Origin of the sequence: Massilia agilis (genome assembly GCF_024756255.1) — a bacterium.
Taxonomy (GTDB): Bacteria; Pseudomonadota; Gammaproteobacteria; order Burkholderiales; family Burkholderiaceae_D; genus Telluria; species Telluria agilis.
Window position 1 is genome coordinate 263,684 of the sequence record NZ_JANUHB010000006.1, and the last position, 16,168, is coordinate 279,851.

At 60.3% G+C, this 16,168-nt stretch carries 12 protein-coding genes; 6 read left to right on the plus strand and 6 right to left on the minus strand.

The window, feature by feature from the left end; translation table 11 throughout:
• Nucleotides 1-64: 64 nt before the first annotated feature.
• From NX774_RS21340 to NX774_RS21360, 5 genes are all read left to right on the plus strand, one after another.
• Entirely contained in the window at nucleotides 65-1,738 is a 1,674-nt protein-coding gene (locus NX774_RS21340) for a hypothetical protein (RefSeq protein ID WP_258824298.1), read from the plus strand.
• Nucleotides 1,739-1,776: 38 nt separating this feature from the next.
• A complete protein-coding gene (locus NX774_RS21345; RefSeq protein ID WP_258824299.1) occupies nucleotides 1,777-2,625 on the plus strand; it encodes a hypothetical protein in 849 nt (282 codons plus the stop codon).
• Between the two features lie 73 nt (nucleotides 2,626-2,698).
• The gene (locus NX774_RS21350) at nucleotides 2,699-3,541 is read left to right on the plus strand and encodes a hypothetical protein (protein WP_258824300.1); all 843 of its coding nucleotides are present in this window, start codon (nucleotides 2,699-2,701) and stop codon (nucleotides 3,539-3,541) included.
• Between the two features lie 2 nt (nucleotides 3,542-3,543).
• The gene (locus tag NX774_RS21355) at nucleotides 3,544-4,911 is read left to right on the plus strand and encodes an ATP-binding protein (RefSeq protein ID WP_258824335.1); all 1,368 of its coding nucleotides are present in this window, start codon (nucleotides 3,544-3,546) and stop codon (nucleotides 4,909-4,911) included.
• 9 nt (nucleotides 4,912-4,920) lie between these two features.
• Nucleotides 4,921-6,657, plus strand: a complete 1,737-nt coding sequence (locus tag NX774_RS21360; RefSeq protein ID WP_258824301.1) for an eCIS core domain-containing protein — start codon at nucleotides 4,921-4,923, stop codon at nucleotides 6,655-6,657.
• 50 nt (nucleotides 6,658-6,707) lie between these two features.
• On the opposite strand, the gene NX774_RS21365 is transcribed toward NX774_RS21360, so the two are convergent.
• Nucleotides 6,708-7,748 carry a type II secretion system protein M gene (locus NX774_RS21365; RefSeq protein WP_258824302.1) on the minus strand — a complete coding sequence of 347 codons (1,041 nt, stop codon included), beginning with the start codon at nucleotides 7,746-7,748 and terminating at the stop codon, nucleotides 6,708-6,710.
• A 151-nt stretch (nucleotides 7,749-7,899) separates the two neighbouring features.
• Nucleotides 7,900-8,697, minus strand: coding sequence for a hypothetical protein (locus NX774_RS21370; RefSeq protein WP_258824303.1), 798 nt, complete (start codon nucleotides 8,695-8,697; stop codon nucleotides 7,900-7,902).
• A 240-nt stretch (nucleotides 8,698-8,937) separates the two neighbouring features.
• On the opposite strand from NX774_RS21370, the gene NX774_RS21375 reads away from it, so the two are divergent.
• Nucleotides 8,938-9,252 carry a hypothetical protein gene (locus tag NX774_RS21375; protein ID WP_258824304.1) on the plus strand — a complete coding sequence of 105 codons (315 nt, stop codon included), beginning with the start codon at nucleotides 8,938-8,940 and terminating at the stop codon, nucleotides 9,250-9,252.
• Nucleotides 9,253-9,833: 581 nt separating this feature from the next.
• On the opposite strand, the gene NX774_RS21380 is transcribed toward NX774_RS21375, so the two are convergent.
• The 4 genes from NX774_RS21380 to gyrB form a co-directional block, all read right to left on the minus strand.
• Nucleotides 9,834-10,826 carry a hypothetical protein gene (locus NX774_RS21380; protein ID WP_258824305.1) on the minus strand — a complete coding sequence of 331 codons (993 nt, stop codon included), beginning with the start codon at nucleotides 10,824-10,826 and terminating at the stop codon, nucleotides 9,834-9,836.
• Between the two features lie 282 nt (nucleotides 10,827-11,108).
• Nucleotides 11,109-12,737, minus strand: a complete 1,629-nt coding sequence (locus NX774_RS21385) for a DNA cytosine methyltransferase (protein WP_258824306.1) — start codon at nucleotides 12,735-12,737, stop codon at nucleotides 11,109-11,111.
• 195 nt (nucleotides 12,738-12,932) lie between these two features.
• Nucleotides 12,933-13,445 (minus strand): very short patch repair endonuclease, encoded by a 513-nt coding sequence (locus tag NX774_RS21390; RefSeq protein ID WP_307731410.1) that lies wholly within the window; start codon nucleotides 13,443-13,445, stop codon nucleotides 12,933-12,935.
• Between the two features lie 89 nt (nucleotides 13,446-13,534).
• On the minus strand, nucleotides 13,535-16,036 hold the full coding sequence (gyrB, locus tag NX774_RS21395) for a DNA topoisomerase (ATP-hydrolyzing) subunit B (protein ID WP_258824307.1): 2,502 nt from the start codon (nucleotides 16,034-16,036) through the stop codon (nucleotides 13,535-13,537).
• Nucleotides 16,037-16,168: the final 132 nt, after the last annotated feature.

The window sequence follows — 16,168 nt, forward strand, 5'->3', positions numbered from 1 at the left end:
TGTTTGCGGAAGAGCGCGCACGCCGTCGTGATTTGCAATAACTCGTGGAAGGGACAGGAAGCTGATGAATACCTATGAAGAAAACCTGAAAAGCACGGCGATCGCCACCCTCGGGGCCCTGGCGGCCGAACAGGACCGGCTCGATTCGACGCAAACCGCCGAGCATTACAACCTGTATTACGCGCAGGGCGCGCAGCTGACGGCGCTGGACAAGGTGGGCGCCACCAAGCACACCTTGAAGTCGGCCGGGGCCATCAACACCGAGTGCCTGTCCAACGACAATGCGGCAGTGAACCTGCTGGCCACCGCCACCATGGCCAACGGCACCGTCACCACCAGCGGTACCAACATGGCGACCGCCGCGTCCAACGTGCAGATCGCCTCCAACGCCATCGCGATGGTGGCGGCGGAAATCGGGGCGGCGCTGAACAATGCCACCGCGTCGCTGTACAAGACCGATGTCTACAGCAAGCTCCTGAACGCGAACGCGCTGATCAACGAGGTTGCCAACGAGTCGCGGCGCGTGTCCGACATGGCCATGATGGCTTCCAGCAACACCTCGGAAATCATCGCCGGCCCGGTGCTCACGCAGGCTACCGCGTTCAAGGGCAAGGTCGACGGCCTGCTCAAGGCAACACAGGCCGAGTTCGACAAGTTCAATGACCTCTACGTGTCGGAAAAAGCCGCGGTGGGCCAGGCCAGCATTGCCGAGCGCCAGGCCGAGGGCGCGGTGAAGGACGCCGATTGCGAGGCGGCCGCCATCGATACGGCGTACCAGAACGCCAATGCCCAGTTGAACGTGGGCCTGTCGGTCTCCGTTGCCTCGGCAGAGGTGGCCGCGACACAGCCGAGCTGCACGGTGACGGTGAATTACAACGTGCTGTCCACGCCGCAGTTCTACTCCGTGCCCGGGGACCTCAAGATCCCGGCGATGGCCCCGCAATACTTCGTGGCCCTGGTGCCGGAAGCGAAAAAGACGACGCTGACCACCGACCTGGCCGAGCAGCTGTTCAATGCCAGGCAGGAAAGCAATACCCAGTTCCAGGCAATGGGCCTCACCGGCACGCAGCTGACCTTCACCACCGATGTGTACCTGAACAACATCGTGCCAGGCCAGCCCTACGTCGCCTTCCTGTACGCGGTGCTCTCCAACGAGTACAAGTTCTTCATCAACAACTACTCGGATTGGCTGTCTGCGCCGAGCGCGCGCTTCATGGTGGCCGAGGTGCTGCCGACGGCACAAAACATCACTGCGAAACTGCCGCAGCCTGCCGAGCCTGACCGTCCGCTGTTCGTGAACTTTTACGCGGCGCCGTTCAATCCGGCTGGTGGCCAGCTGGAGTACCGCTGCATCCTGGTCGAGGAAGACCAGAACGACTTCGCGCTGGGCCTGCTGAGCAAGGAGCCGTCGCCGATCTACTTCGACCTCGACATCGCACTGCAGGTGGCGCCGGCGAACTATGAAAAGTTCATGGTGGCGCCGGCTGCCCCGGCGGAAGAGCCCTCCGATGCCAGCCAGCCGGAGGTAGCCGCGGCCGCACCGTCGAGCCGTCCGCGCCCGATCCGGCCGAACGTCACGATCAATTTCAATTCGTGCAGTACGGATAACTACGGCAACATGCTGCGCCCCGGCGCGACCTACCGGCCGTACGTGCTTGCCACCGTGACCGGGGCAAGCGCCAGTGCCTACGTGAGCACGCTCGCGTTTGGCGACACCATCCAACTGCCCGGCGCCTGAGCGTCCATCCATCGAATACCCAAAACAAGGAGAAACACATGCGTGATACCTCGGCACCCGGCCTCGCACTCAGTGTGGCCGACAAGAAGAATTCCGAGATCCAGTCGCTGACCGGCTCGGTAACCCAGGCGCAGTACGATGTGGCCGAGCAGCAGGCCATCGTCAGTTCCTTGCAGGCGAAGTCGCAGCAATTCAACCTGTACCTGGCGCAGGCAGACGACGACCAGGAGTCGGCCCTGGCCAACCTGAACCTGGGCAAGGACGCGCTGTCGAGCGCGAGCTCGCTGGTCGCCAGCATGACGACGGCAACCAGCAAGGTGAACGAAGCCAGTTCCGGCGCCTCGGACGTGGCAGCCCAGATGGCCGAGCTGGTCAACAAGCTGATCTTGTCGATCGAGTACATCAACAAGACGGCGCAGCTGGTCAACAAGCAGAAGGCCAACAACCCGCTCGTGCCCGACAAGCTGATCGACAACATGTCCAAGGCCGCGGCCAATGCCAACAATGCCATCGCGCTCTCGCTCGCGGCGCTGCAAAGCTGCTATGTGGCCGAGGCCACGCTGCTCGAATCGAGCGAGGTGCTCGCGCTGGGTTCGCAGCAGTCCACACAGCTGCGCGACCGCATGTCCTTCCTGTGGGATTCGCAATCCGGCAAGGTGCTGATGGCGGCCGATGCGGCGCCGGGCGTGAACGGTCCCGGCATCGTGGCGTTGCTGCAGCAGGCTTATGACGACGCCAAGGTCAATTACAACCAGGCGCTGACGAGCAACAACATCGTCACCGGCCAGTTGTCGCACGCCCAGGCCGAGCTCGCGGACGCACAGGTCCGGCTCAACTCGTACCAGGCGGGGCTTGCGGCCGCGACCGCCGCTGCATACGCCGCCTGACCGGCCACGCGCGACAACAGGCCCGCACAGGGCAGGCGGCCGGTCCGCCTGCCCATTGTTACGAAAGGCGCCCATGTTCAAGAAGAACTTCTATCGGGATTGCTATCTGCAAACGGGGTGGCTGCCCATGCAGCCGCTCACGCAGGCGGTGGCGGTCGGCGATGTCTGCCAGGTGCTGCAAGGCCGGTTCCAGCCCTTGCTCAACCTGGAGCACGCGCACCTGGTCGAGCCGCTGCATACCAGCGCCCCGGTTCCCCTCGCGCCGCCCGACTTCAGCCTTGCGCGCAACGTGATCCTGGCCGCCAGCGAGGCGCGCTGGAGCGACGACGGCGATGGCGAACGACGGCAATGGACGCGGCAGGCGCTGGAGTTCGCGCAGGCCGGCGACTTCCTGTTCTACTGCAAGGAGGCCCGCGCGCGCCTGCTGCGCAACTGGCACCAGCTGCGCGACGACGCCACCATCAAGCTGACGCAGACGCATTTCGGGTTTCGCGAAGTGTATGTTGTCACCGGCATCGCCCGCACCGACGAATGGGCACTGGCGGTGGCGGGGCAGCCTGGCGCCAGGCTCGAAATGTCCGCCGCGGGCGACAACGGCAACTGGCATGCGCTGCTTGGCCATGCCAGCGCCAGGACCGAGCGCAGCCAGGGCATGGCGAGCTACGAAGTGGGGCGCGGCCAGCCCGCGTATTTCTTCAAGGCCAAGAAGCTCATCCTGAGCGACAAAATGCACGACCGCTACCTGAACCACCTGTTCGATAACGAGGCGCGCCACAGCCACCTGGAAATCGCGAGCTGGAACAAGGCGAGCCTGCTCAACCTGAGCCGCGCCAACGAGCTCACGCTCAATACCTGCATCGAGTTTTTCTCCTGGGCCGACCTGTCGCTGGACGACGTGGAACGGCTGGAGGCCTAGTGATGGAGGAACCGGCGCCGTCGCCCGAGCAGAACCTGGCCGCCCTGCAGCGCGAGCTGGACTGGCTGGACGCCGTGGTGCGCCAGGCCATCGCCAGCTACCTGAAGCACGAAGGGCACGAACGGCGCTGGCGCGAGATCGAGCCGCCCGCGCTCGTGGCGGACGAAAGCGTGTACGCCGCGCAAGTGCTGGCATGGCAGCTCGACACCTGCGAACGGCTGGCGCTGGCGCTGGCGATCGCGCCGCACCTGCGTCCGCAGGCGCTCGACATCTTCTTCGGCATCAACGGGCTGATCGACCGCGGCTTCAGCGAATTTGGCGGCTGTCCCAGCAAGTCGTTCAGTGGCTTCCTGCCGACCGGGCAGACGCTCGCCTTTGTGCTCGGCGCGGACGACCCGGCGCTGCAGCTGGACGCCCTGCGCATCCTTGCGCCGCAACACCGGCTGCGTGCCGAACAGGTGATCACGCTGGAACGCGAGGACGAACGCCTACCTCCGCTGTCCGGGGTGCTTGGCCTGTCCGAGCAATGGCTGCACTACCTGCTGAGCGGCGAAAAGGTGCGGCCTGAGCTGAGTGCCTCGTTCCCGGCCAGCCCCATCAGCACGCCGCTGGAGTGGCGCGACTTGGTGCTGGACCACCAGGTGATGGCGCAGGTGCAGGAGATCCGCGCCTGGCTCACGCACGGCCCCACGCTGATGCGCGACTGGGGGCTGGCCAGCAAGGTCAAGCCGGGCTTTCGCGCCGCCTTCTACGGACCGCCCGGCACCGGCAAGACGTTGACGGCGGCCCTGCTCGGAAAATCGACGGGGCGCGACGTGTACCGCGTGGACCTGTCGATGATCGTGTCCAAATACATCGGCGAAACCGAGAAGAACCTGGGCAAGGTGTTCGACGCGGCCAGCTACAAGGACTGGATCTTGTTCTTCGACGAAGCCGACGCGCTGTTCGGCAAGCGCACCAGCGCGAACAATTCCAACGACCGCCACGCCAACCAGCAAACCGGCTACCTGCTGCAGCGGATCGAGGATTTTCCCGGCACCGTGATCCTGGCCACCAACCTCAAGGCCAACCTGGACGAAGCCTTCACGCGGCGCTTCCAGACGATGATCAACTTCACCATGCCGTCGGCCGCACAGCGGCTGCAGCTGTGGACCAACGCGTTCCAGGGCGTGTGCGAGCTGGCGCCGGAGATCGACCTGCACAAGGTGGCCCAGGACTACGAACTGGCGGGCGGCGCGATCATCAACGTGCTGCGCCACTGCGCGCTGCACGCGATCAGCCGCGAGCGGCGTGAGGTGACGCGTGACGACCTGATGGAAGGCATCAAGCGCGAGTTCCGAAAAGAAAACAAGACGATCCAGATCCACTAGGAGCAGGGCATGGGCGAGTTGACGCACCAACGGCGGCAGCAACGGACAGACCAGCAGACGCAGGACAGCGGGCGCAGGCGCGGGACCGTCTTGCAGGACAATCGCGCCGCCGCCGAACCGGTTGCACAGCGCACCGCGGCCGGCCCCGGCGGCCTGCCCGAGCAACTGAAAAGCGGAATCGAGTCTCTTTCCGGCATGAGCATGGACCACGTGCGGGTGCATTACAGCTCGCCCAAGCCGGCGCAACTGAACGCGCGTGCCTACGCCCAGGGAAACGAAATTCACATGGCCCCCGGACAGTCACATCATCTTCCGCACGAGGCGTGGCACGTGGTACAGCAGGCGCAGGGCCGGGTCAGGCCGACGGTGCAAATGGGCGGCACGTCCGTTAACGACGATCGCGGGCTGGAGGCGGAAGCGGACAGCATGGGTGCACGCGCCGCCGCGTTGCCCGTGCAACGGCGCGCCGACGGGGCAAGCGAAGCGCCGCGGCCGGCCGCTCTTTCCGTTGGACGTGTATTGCAGGGCAACTTCCCCGACGCGGAAAACGATGAACGCCGAACGATCAAGGACCTTGCAAAAGATCAGGTGCAGCTCGATCACATGGTGCCGCAAGAAGCACTCCGGGCATTCAGCGCCACGCTCAAAACGCTGGATCAGGTAGCGAGTGACCCGAAGAGCAGATGGGAAGGGCTGAAGGAGGCCCTTGACGCGGTCAGGGAGATAGGCGGGAAAAGCAAAGGCGCGCACGAACTGCTGACGGAAGGGCATTTGGTCAACATTCAAGAGAATATCGTACCGGGACGAGCAGACCAGATCCAGGGCGCCGGGAACTTCTTCGATCCGAAAATGGAAAGCGGCGCCAACGGAGTGGTCAAGGAAAGCGCCTTTTCGCTGGAAATGCGCAAGCTCGACAATGCTATCCGGGAGTTGAACCAGCTGGTGCATGCCGACGTGTTGCCAACCAAGGCAGCCGACTCCAAGAAGAACACACATCACAACAGCGATGTCGAAGATTATTTGGTGAACCTGTTAACCGTCGTCAGCACCCAACTCACTGCGCTGAACGCGGAGAAGATCCCCACTTACACGCCAGAGCACTGGTACCAGCATGCTGGAAAATGGGTGAAAAAGCGAAGCGCCACCTGGCTCGACAATCCGCAGGCCAACCAGGTCGGCGGTGGCCCCGCCGCCGCCGCGGTGGCCAATTGGACCTTCACGTTTAACTTCGACGCCAAATCGCTGGCGAAGGACGGAGCCCGACCCACGTTCGTGAATGTGCCCGTGCAAGTGACGGTCAACGTCCCTCCTGCCACCTGGGCCCATATTTTTGAACGCCACTATTTGTCGACATTTAAGTGGGACATCCAGGCCGTCAACACGTTCTGGAAGACCAACCCCGTCACCTATCTGCAGGGCGCGGGCGGTCAGGCGTTGCTGACGAGCGAATTGACGTCACTCCTGAAAAAGCACTTCAACTTTTCCAAACCGGTGGACAATGCCGACGATGGCGAGACCAGCACGGCAGATTGGTCGCAGGCTGAGGGGAAGTTGTTTTTCCAGGGGAAGGCCAAGAGCGAGTTCGCCAAATTCGATATAGGGAACGGCGAACAGTACGAATATGACGTGACGATTGACCTGAAGTCGATCGCACCACAAAGCGAAGACCTGGCGTTCGCAATCACTCCCGCCAAGCTCACGGAACTGAAACCGCCGCCACCGCCAGTAGTGCCGGCGCAGCAGTGAACGCCGTCGAGAAAGCACCTGGCCTGACGGGACTCAGCGAGGCAGATTGATCAGAGCCCACCACCGGTCGTTTTCTTAACCCACTTCTCGTATTCCTCCTGATACTGAGGCAGGAGTACCTTGAACTTGTTGGGATTCGCGCCCGAGGCCACCCAGTGCATCAGCTCATGTTGCCCCATGCCGGATCTTGACTCACTGTCGCTGCGTTCAGTCAGCATCAGGTTGTTGGCTTTATGGGCGTGCTGCGGGAAGAGCGATTTGTATTCGAGGTGGTGCAGTTCGGGAGGTTTGCCGCTGACGCTCTTGAGCACGTCATTCAGCGTCGCGTGCCCGACGTCTTCCGCCTTGAAATCCTTGGTGATTTCGCTGCGCAGCACCGAATACAATCCGCTGCCGGTCTTTTTGCCACCATAGCCATCAAGATTGTCTTGCCACAGGTTGCCCAGCGTTTTGTTGGTGGCGAAGTGCAGCGGTGCCGCGGCGTCGAAGAGGAGGTGCAGGTCGCTTGCAGTTCCTTGTTGCAGCTTCCCTTTTCCGCCTGAGCCGACATCGAACTTGATGCGGTTGGCCAGGTCATCGTAGACCTTGACGACGTCGGTTGTCGGATGCCCGTAACTGTTCAGGATGCTCTGGATGTCCGCGTGGGGCGACTGATAACTGCCGAGGTTGTTGTCGACGTCCCACTCGAATTTGTTGGCGCTGGTCGTGCCTTGGGCCAACTTTACCGCCTCGTCGCTCGAATAGTGTTTCGCTTCCTCGTGCAGGCCCTGGATATACTTCATTTGCTGGGGCGACATGTGGCGCATCACCTTGTAATTCGACTGCAGCGCGCGGCCAGGCTTGTATGGGTCAACCACCCGCTGTACCACCTGGGACGCCGACTGCGACGCCGGCGTTACGCTTGCCGAGCTGCGCAACTGGACAGCCTCCTGGACCCCGGGGCTGCTGCTCGCCAAGGCTTGTTGCTGGCGCTGCACCGTTGACTGCGCACGGTTGTCGACCAGCCCGGCGGGGCGCCTGGCGTGGCGCTTGGGGCCTGTGCCAGCCTGGTCAAGGTATCCTTTGAAATTCTTGCCCGCGTAGATGCTCATGTCGTTCCCCTTGCTTGGTGACGGATGCAGCAACTTCGGCAGTCATTCTTGCATGGCATTGCTGCCAAGGCAACTTAAACAAGGCTCAGCGACGTGATCGGCGGGCGGACGATGGCATGGCAGCTGGTCGTCAGTTGCGAAACGATTGGGGCTACTGTGAACAGCTGATCACGGGACGAGTAAATACCTTTTCCGTACGATAGCTCTTAACGCTGACCTCGAGCACCTGCGAGAGCGATTGTGGGGCATCATCAACCGCACTCCCGGCGCGGGCCTTGATGAGCTGCCCTTCGCTCAAGGCTTGGCCGGGCGGCGCCAGCACATACCAGCTGCGGGTGTAGTCGGTGCCCAGGGCGCAGTGCGCGTCGTAGACCCTTCCTTCAGCCACCGCATCCTTGGGCAATGCGCGGCTCCAGTCCTCTTGCTGTTCCAGATCCGTCAACCAGAAACGGTCCGAGAGCTTCGTGAGTTCCGCGCGGAGTGCCCCGGGCTTTTCGGTCGCATCACATTTGACGAGCTTTCCGTAGGACAGCTGAGCAAGTTCGTTCTCCTTCGGCGCCGGGGTCTTGGCGATGGCATGTCCCAACGGCCCGGATTTGGCGTACCCGACTCCAGGAACGATTTCGGCGAATGGCTCCATGCGCCAATACGGGGGGAAGTGCATGCTCTCCGGAACCGTTACGACATAGAGGCGCGCCTTGGGGCCGTCTGCGGTCTGTTCTGCACACTCCGCGAAGCCAAGGCGGCCTTTCTCGATGTCTTCCCTAGAGAGGCCTTGGTCAAGCGCATTGCGCGCTGTGATCGCGGAGCTGGTGGGGCGGAATGGGAGCCTCACCGGCTCATCGATTTTCAGGTAGATGATTTCGCCAGGTCTTGGCGCTGGCGTATAGCACCCTGCAAGCGTCGCTATCAGCAATAAGCCCAGCCACTTGGGCGCACTCATCAACATGGCGATTTCTCCTGCCCCAATTTTTCTAGCAGAAAAGATTAATCGATAACCCGGCCAGGACAAAAATGGTTTGTCACTGGTATTGCCAAACAGTACTTTAAGTACCGGTATGTTCAGTGGTGTTTGTGCGGTGCGCGACTTTCGTTTCCCTGCGGTGACTTGGCTAACTTCAACGCTTTAGCTTCGTTGGCATAGTTCAATGAAGACTCTCTTCGAACGGCCCAGAGAACGCCCCCCAATATGGATCGCATAATTCTGCTCTTGGTAGTCACGGCGCTTTCTCTGCAAGCATCGGCAGTCGAGAAGGTGCCAGCAGACGTCCGCGCGTATATCGAAGAAAGGGAAGGCTGCGACCACATGCGCGGAGAGCCTCCTGATCCTCGGGATAAGCAGCGGGCGAAAGAGGTGAGCCGCGAGATCAACGAGCTGTGCAAAGGAACTGATCGTCGATTGGCTGGGTTGAAGCGAAAGTACGCGTCGGATCAACGGGTGATGCGGCACCTGAACCGATTCGATTCAAACGTCGAGCCCGATCCGGACCGGGCACCGCGCTGATGCCCCTTGACGGCTGGGGCGCAGGCAAGCGCCGAGCGCTGTCGCCGGTACTCTGCCCCCCGAAGCGAAAGCGCGGCAAGTGCAAGTTGAGCGAAGCAGAAACTGACGAGCCTGCGCGCTGATAAGTCGTGTTCGTCAATGACGGGCAAGAATAGCCCAGCTGACGGCGTCAACCGCTGTCGTACTCTCATCATTCCATCACTTCGAACTAGTACAAAGCAGGCGGAGCCGGGCATCGGCTTGCGAAGCGGATCGTCTCGTTTTTCCACCTGATCCCCGGCATTTAAGAGCGCCGACATCGATATCGTCTCACCGCGGCTTGGCGGGATTCGCTCATGGGGCACGGGCTGCTATTGGAGTAGCATCGAAGTTTGGTTCTCGAAATTGGCCTAGCTTTACCTGAATGATGACTGCCCGGTCGATTGCCGGTCAATTCGAGGGTATGGGCTCTGGAACTGAGCTTTTGGGCGGGAGTGGACAGACGTTGAGAAAGCCGTAGGCGATTATGCCAACGAAAAGACGACCGGCAGGGCAGTTCGGGCCGCAAACGGGAACGGTCAGCCTTTCCGGTCGCTCACGCCTTAGAGTGCGAGGCTTTGTTGGGGGCTATTGCCGAGCTCTTCCAACGGGACAGGAACGTCCGGACTGTCGGACAGCTGAAAATATGAGTACCTGCTTGGAAGCAAAGGCAGGAATCTTGCGAGAGAAGGCAGCACTCCGCGCCCGCTAGACGGACCAATTTTCGCGACATCGAAGATCTGGCGGATCGATCTAGCAATGCCGGGCTGATCCGGGCGGCCCCAGTAGTTTCCGCCAGATAGCTCACTCACCCTCTTTACTGACAACGAATTAGGCTTGAAACTCTCTAGCTTGTTTGTTGGGACGGTTACGAACGCGTAATTGAAAGACTTGAAATTGATTAAGTGCCGATTGTTGCGTCCCTGATTGATTCGCGGGTCGTAAAAGATCTTGGCGTTGTATAGCATGTCCCACATCATTGGAATCTGTGCGTTGTCGTTCCAGTTGGTCTTACACTGGACGATTGCGACCGCTAGGTCCGGAAAGCTCCGCTGGGCAATAACATCCAGACGTTCTTTTATAGATTCCCCTTTCGCTAAAGGCTCCAGCAATGCTACATCGTTATCGGGGAATGTTACCGCAACCATATCAGACTCAGTGTTAGCTGAAACGTTACGATAGGATATCGTTAGGGCGTCTTGGATGGATGGCGGAACTGCTGTGCGCTTCTTGAAGACGACCGCGTTAGATCCGATCAAACACAGGTTCAAGTAATAGCAAACCAATGATTCCCACGCGGCGCCCCCTGCTGAAAGGCTATCTTGGCCACGTCCGGCCTGAGCAGTGCTCCTAAATATTTCGGAAAGTTGGGAGCCTAGCTCAAGAAAGTGGCCAGCCGTGGGAGCTAGGCCAAGTGAGTCCAGAATCAGCGGCCGCCATACTGGCCAGCATTGCGTCACTACTGGGGTCTTCAAGATGTCCGTAACGACAGTCTTGCGTGCCAAATCGACAATGTTGTCAGCGCCACGGCCGAGCGGTTCGGAAGCCATATTCATCTAATTTGGAAAGAGATGAATTTATCCTATGGCAAGTCGAGCTAAAAGTAAATGAACATAACCACGTCGCAACTCCAAGCGCGAACATCGCGCGCAATTCCGGGAGCTTATGAGCTTGTAGGGGCGGCTGGGGGACCCGTTCATGAGAACGGCGACAATGTCGGCTAGGCAAAGTTGCCATGGCGGTCGGCCAGTCCGCTTCAATCATCGGTCGGCCGTCGTCGACGTCGCCGATCGGCTACCGCCTCGCGGCGTTGCGGCAGGCTCGTCTGATAGATCGTCTTAGGCCACCACCGCCTCTGGCTCATGAATAGCCTCATTTGTCCGCCGCAGTAGCTCGTCGAATATTCGGCCTATCGCTCTCCCAAGTAATGGCGGCACAGCATTGCCTACCTGAGTGTACTGCGGCACCTCGTACTTACGCATTTGTCCTCCGGTAGTGATCTTCGAACGGAACGCGAAGTTATCAGGAAACGACTGGATGCGTGCCATTTCACGTACAGTCAAGGTGCGCAACTCTTCATAATGGCAAGCGTCATCTGGGATCGACAGCGCGGCAGGCGCTGGAGCTGATGGGTCGAGTGCTTTCTGGGTCTGCTTCTTGGTTTGGTGCCCGAGCAAGTATTGAACCATTGCTGGGTAATTCTTCTTGCCGAAAATAATCCGCTCGCCCTTTTCTCCTAAAAACCAATGAGCAGAAAGTTCAGCCAAGCTACCGTGGCTTAGGTCGTTGCCAGTGCCCGCCAACAGAGCCTGCACTTCATTTTGCACACCACGGGACACTTGTTGCAAGACTTGGTAAATTCTGAAACGGCGTTTCACGTGCGGGCTATTTTGCCGGTGTTCATGGTTCTCCATCTTATGCGGCGCCACATGTGGTGCAAGGTACGTGTTGATTTGGTCCAGATAGGGCGAGTAGTGGCCTCCTTCTTGACGTAGATCATCGATCGCATCGCGGACCGTGAAAGGTGTGCGATCACCACTGTAGGCCACCAGCGGGGCGAGAAACGAATTTTGAAATAGCGCTAGGTCCGATGAGTCCTTCACATCGAAATAGGGAAGCGCTCCTGCCTCGAATTCAACGTCAGGTTCTTGCGTCGCCCGCTCGAAAAATCTTCCTGACGGGACCAGGAGTTCTTTTTCAGCCGCGTTTAGCGAACCAAGAAGAGTCTGGTAAATATCCGCCCTGAACAAAAACATCAGGAACCTTGGTCGGTTCTGCGCGACCCCGGCGAATTTTGCATTCACATGGAGACAGAGCGGGACAAAACCGGCGGCTACAAAGGCTTTGGCAACCTCGAACCAAGCATGGATCTTTCTTTCGCCAACGGTGAAAGGGCGGAGGATGCCGGTAACGTTCTCAAGTAATGCCATCTTCGGCATGACCATCTGAACAAAATTAGCGAACTCCATTGGTAAAGTGTTCCGTGCATTGTCGTACTGTCGCATCCCGGCCATGCTGAAACTCTGGCAGGGAGGGCCTCCGGAAACAAGATCGACGCCTCCAGAGCCAAATCCGCTCTTGATTAAGCTGCGCGCGCGGGGATTTCTAGCCAGCCACTGGTTGAGCTGGATAATGCTGCCAACTACGAGGCTTCCTTTCAACGTCGCGTCAGCCTTGAGATCACTTGACCCGGAACCCAAGGCAGGGTATTGACGTGGATCCTCGCGGAGTCGTTGCTTCAGGTCGGTTGCAGCGAACTTGCTACTTAACCACTTTGTTCTCAGAGCCGGCCTGCCATGCTTCCCGCATGGAGTATCGTAACCAGCGAGATCTTCACCAAAAAAATTGTAGGCAAACGTTTCCGCCGCCATCGGGGATAGCTCGTTTGCAAGCAGTAGGTCAAAGCCGACTGATTCTAATCCAAGAGAAAGTCCGCCGCATCCAGCGAACAGCTCAATATGGTTCATCTCTTCCCCTGCAATTGCTCCATGTTTGGCGCCATGTACTGCGAGCGCAAGCGCTGTATATATATACAGTATCGTAAGGCCCAAGTCTTGAGCTCGTCAAGTTGCGTATGCGCACCTCTGCGGATTGTAAGGGATGAACTCGGAAAAGTCCAGGGAACGGGGGGGCTAGCAAAAGTCCCTTCTGGTGGGCGCCCCTCATCGAGGACGGGAGCGGATCCTATGGCTCAGGCGATCGGCCACTTCCTGAGTTAGCTTTTGACTACGAATTTGGCACTCCCATACTACGAACACTTTCCAGCCTAAGCTACGCGCCTTCCGGATATTTTTCGCGTCTCTAGCTCGATTCGCGGTCACTTTTGCGAGCCAGAATGCTGAGTTCGACTTAGGAATGTGGCCAGTGGGGCATTTGTGGCCGTGCCAAAAGCAACCATTAACGAATATGAGGACTCTCCGAGGGGCGAATACGATGTCCGGTTTTCCGGGGAGACCAGCAACGTGGAGCCGGTATCGGTGACCGCGGGCATGCAACGCGCGCCGGAGAGCAAGTTCGGGTTTCGTGTCACGCGACCGGATCAACGACATCCGTCGACTCCGGTCTGCGACCGACATGATATCTGTCATTGTCCCTCCTATTTCTAGAAGGGATAGCATAGCGCGTGCGCGAAATTGCTTGCGGACACTTGGCGGCTCAACAGCGTGGAAGTGCATCACTTCCACTTCCTAATTAGGATGACTGGATAGGAAGTGGTTGACTAGTAATGGCGTACGCGAGCGATTCACGCACTGCCAAACGTTTGTTAAACGTCGATATTCCCCGCCTGCAGCGCATTGGTCTCGATGAAGTTCCTACGCGGCTCCACCTCATCGCCCATCAGCGTGGTGAAGATCTGATCCGCCGCGATCGCATCCTCGATCTGCACCTTGAGCAGACGACGAACCGCCGGATCCATCGTGGTCTCCCACAGCTGCTCCGGATTCATCTCGCCCAGACCCTTGTAGCGCTGCTTCGACACACCGCGCTCCGCTTCATCGCGCAGCCACTGCATCGCCTGGTGGAAGTCGACGACAGCCGACTCTTTCATCTTCTCGCCTTCGCCGCGGCGGATGATGGCGCCTTCGCCCATCAGCCCCTTGAAGGTCGATGCCGAATTGGACAGCACACCGTAATCCGCGCCGGCCACAAAGTCCGAATCGATCGAGGTCACCTGCACGTTACCGTGGCGCATGCGCTCGATGCGCAGCGAGTGCTTCTCCGACAGGTCGTCCGAGCGCACGGTCACCTTCACCGCCGGGTCCTTGATGGCCGCCTGCATCGCCTTGGCCGATTCCTCGGCCGCCCCCAGCGACGACAGGTCCAGCTTCACGCCCCCGGCCACAATCGCGGTCAGCGCCGCGCGGTCGATCACGCGCGTCAGGCGCATCATGATCGCGTTGGCCAGGTTGTATTGGCGCACCAGCTCGGTCAGGGCTTCGCCGGTGATCGGCTCGGCGCCGTCGCGCGGAATCAGCGAGGCGCCGTTCAGCGCCACGTTCATCATGTAGCTCGCTTCCTCCACGTCGTCCTTCAGGTAGCGTTCGTCGCGACCGGCCTTCACCTTGTACAGCGGCGGCTGCGCAATGTACACGTGGCCGCGCTCCACCAGCTGCGGCATCTGGCGGTAGAACAGCGTCAGGAGCAGCGTGCGGATGTGCGCGCCGTCCACGTCCGCGTCGGTCATGATGATGATGCGGTGGTAGCGCAGCTTGTCCACGTTGAATTCGTCCGGGCCGATCGAAGTCCCGAGCGTGGCGATCAGGGTCGTGATCTGCTCCGACGACAGCATCTTCTCGAAGCGCGCCTTCTCCACGTTCAGCACCTTGCCGCGCAGCGGCAGGATGGCCTGGAACTTGCGGTCGCGGCCTTGCTTGGCCGAGCCGCCTGCCGAGTCACCCTCGACGATGTACAGTTCGCACAGCGCCGGGTCGCGTTCCTGGCAGTCGGCCAGCTTGGACGACAGGCCCAGCCCGTCCATCACGCCCTTGCGGCGGGTCAGGTCACGCGCCTTGCGCGCCGCCTCGCGTGCACGCGCTGCTTCCACGATCTTGCCGCAGATGATCTTGGCATCGTTCGGCTTTTCCATCAGGAAGTCGGTGAGCGTCTTGGCGACGATTTCCTCGACCGGGCCCCGTACTTCCGACGACACCAGCTTGTCCTTGGTCTGCGACGAGAACTTCGGCTCCGGCACCTTGACCGACAGCACGCAGGTCAGGCCTTCGCGCATGTCGTCGCCCGAGATCTCGACCTTGGCCTTCTTGGCGAAGTCGTTCTCGTCGATGTACTTGTTGATCACGCGCGTCATCGCCGCGCGCAGGCCGGTCAGGTGGGTGCCGCCGTCGCGCTGCGGGATGTTGTTGGTGAAGCACAGCACCTGCTCGTTGTACGAGTCGTTCCACTGCATCGACACGTCCACCGAGATGGTCGTGTCGTTGTCCGACATGCGCTCGCCAGTGGCCTGGAAAATGGTCGGGTGCAGCACGGTCTTGGCGCGGTTGATGTACTCGACGAAGCCGCGGGTGCCGCCTTCGAACGCGAACACTTCTTCCTTGCCGGTGCGCTGGTCGGTGAGCTTGATGTTCACGCCATTGTTCAGGAACGACAGCTCGCGGATGCGCTTGGACAGGATCTCGTAGTGGAACTCGACGGTGCCGAAGATATCCTCGTCGGCCCAGAAGTGCACCTCGGTGCCGCGCTTGTCGGTATCGCCGAGCACCTTCATCGGCGAGACCTCGAAGCCGTCCACGATTTCGATCAGGCGGTCTTGCGGCACGCCGCGCACGAATTCCATCTGGTGGATCTTGCCGTGCTGGCGCACCGTCACGCGCAGCAGCTTGGAGAGCGCGTTCACGCACGACACGCCCACGCCGTGCAGGCCGCCGGACACTTTGTACGCGTTCTGGTTGAACTTGCCGCCGGCGTGCAGCTCGGTCAGCGCGATCTCGGTGGCCGAGCGCTTTGGCTCATGCTTGTCGTCCATCTTGACGCCGGTCGGGATGCCGCGGCCGTTGTCGGTGATCGAGATCGAGTTGTCGGAGTGGATCGTGACCTGGATCTCGGAGCAGAAGCCGGCCAGCGCCTCGTCGATCGAGTTGTCCAGCACCTCGAACACCAGGTGGTGCAGGCCGGTGCCGTCGGACGTGTCGCCAATGTACATGCCCGGACGCTTGCGCACGGCCTCCAGGCCTTCCAGGATTTGAATCGAGGCTGCGCCGTATTCGTCCGCTTTCGCGGCGGCTTGGATTGCTTCAGTGTTCTCGGACATGACTGCTTTCTCTTAAAACTGTGTTCGGGCCGATACTGTTGGCCATAGCCCCTGGCCAAAAAACCGTCATTCCGGCGACCGCCGGAATCCATAGACCGTGTGCTACTTCGGATAGTCAGCATGGGTCCCGGC

What these genes read in the sequence shown, in the direction of transcription:
- NX774_RS21340 (WP_258824298.1), top strand. Translation starts at nt 65, where the DNA reads ATGAATACCTATGAAGAAAACCTGAAAAGCACGGCGATCGCCACCCTC.
- NX774_RS21345 (WP_258824299.1), top strand. Translation starts at nt 1,777, where the DNA reads ATGCGTGATACCTCGGCACCCGGCCTCGCACTCAGTGTGGCCGACAAG.
- NX774_RS21350 (WP_258824300.1), top strand. Translation starts at nt 2,699, where the DNA reads ATGTTCAAGAAGAACTTCTATCGGGATTGCTATCTGCAAACGGGGTGG.
- NX774_RS21355 (WP_258824335.1), top strand. Translation starts at nt 3,544, where the DNA reads ATGGAGGAACCGGCGCCGTCGCCCGAGCAGAACCTGGCCGCCCTGCAG.
- NX774_RS21360 (WP_258824301.1), top strand. Translation starts at nt 4,921, where the DNA reads ATGGGCGAGTTGACGCACCAACGGCGGCAGCAACGGACAGACCAGCAG.
- NX774_RS21365 (WP_258824302.1), bottom strand. Translation starts at nt 7,748, where the DNA reads ATGAGCATCTACGCGGGCAAGAATTTCAAAGGATACCTTGACCAGGCT.
- NX774_RS21370 (WP_258824303.1), bottom strand. Translation starts at nt 8,697, where the DNA reads ATGTTGATGAGTGCGCCCAAGTGGCTGGGCTTATTGCTGATAGCGACG.
- NX774_RS21375 (WP_258824304.1), top strand. Translation starts at nt 8,938, where the DNA reads ATGGATCGCATAATTCTGCTCTTGGTAGTCACGGCGCTTTCTCTGCAA.
- NX774_RS21380 (WP_258824305.1), bottom strand. Translation starts at nt 10,826, where the DNA reads ATGAATATGGCTTCCGAACCGCTCGGCCGTGGCGCTGACAACATTGTC.
- NX774_RS21385 (WP_258824306.1), bottom strand. Translation starts at nt 12,737, where the DNA reads ATGAACCATATTGAGCTGTTCGCTGGATGCGGCGGACTTTCTCTTGGA.
- NX774_RS21390 (WP_307731410.1), bottom strand. Translation starts at nt 13,445, where the DNA reads ATGCACTTCCACGCTGTTGAGCCGCCAAGTGTCCGCAAGCAATTTCGC.
- gyrB (WP_258824307.1), bottom strand. Translation starts at nt 16,036, where the DNA reads ATGTCCGAGAACACTGAAGCAATCCAAGCCGCCGCGAAAGCGGACGAA.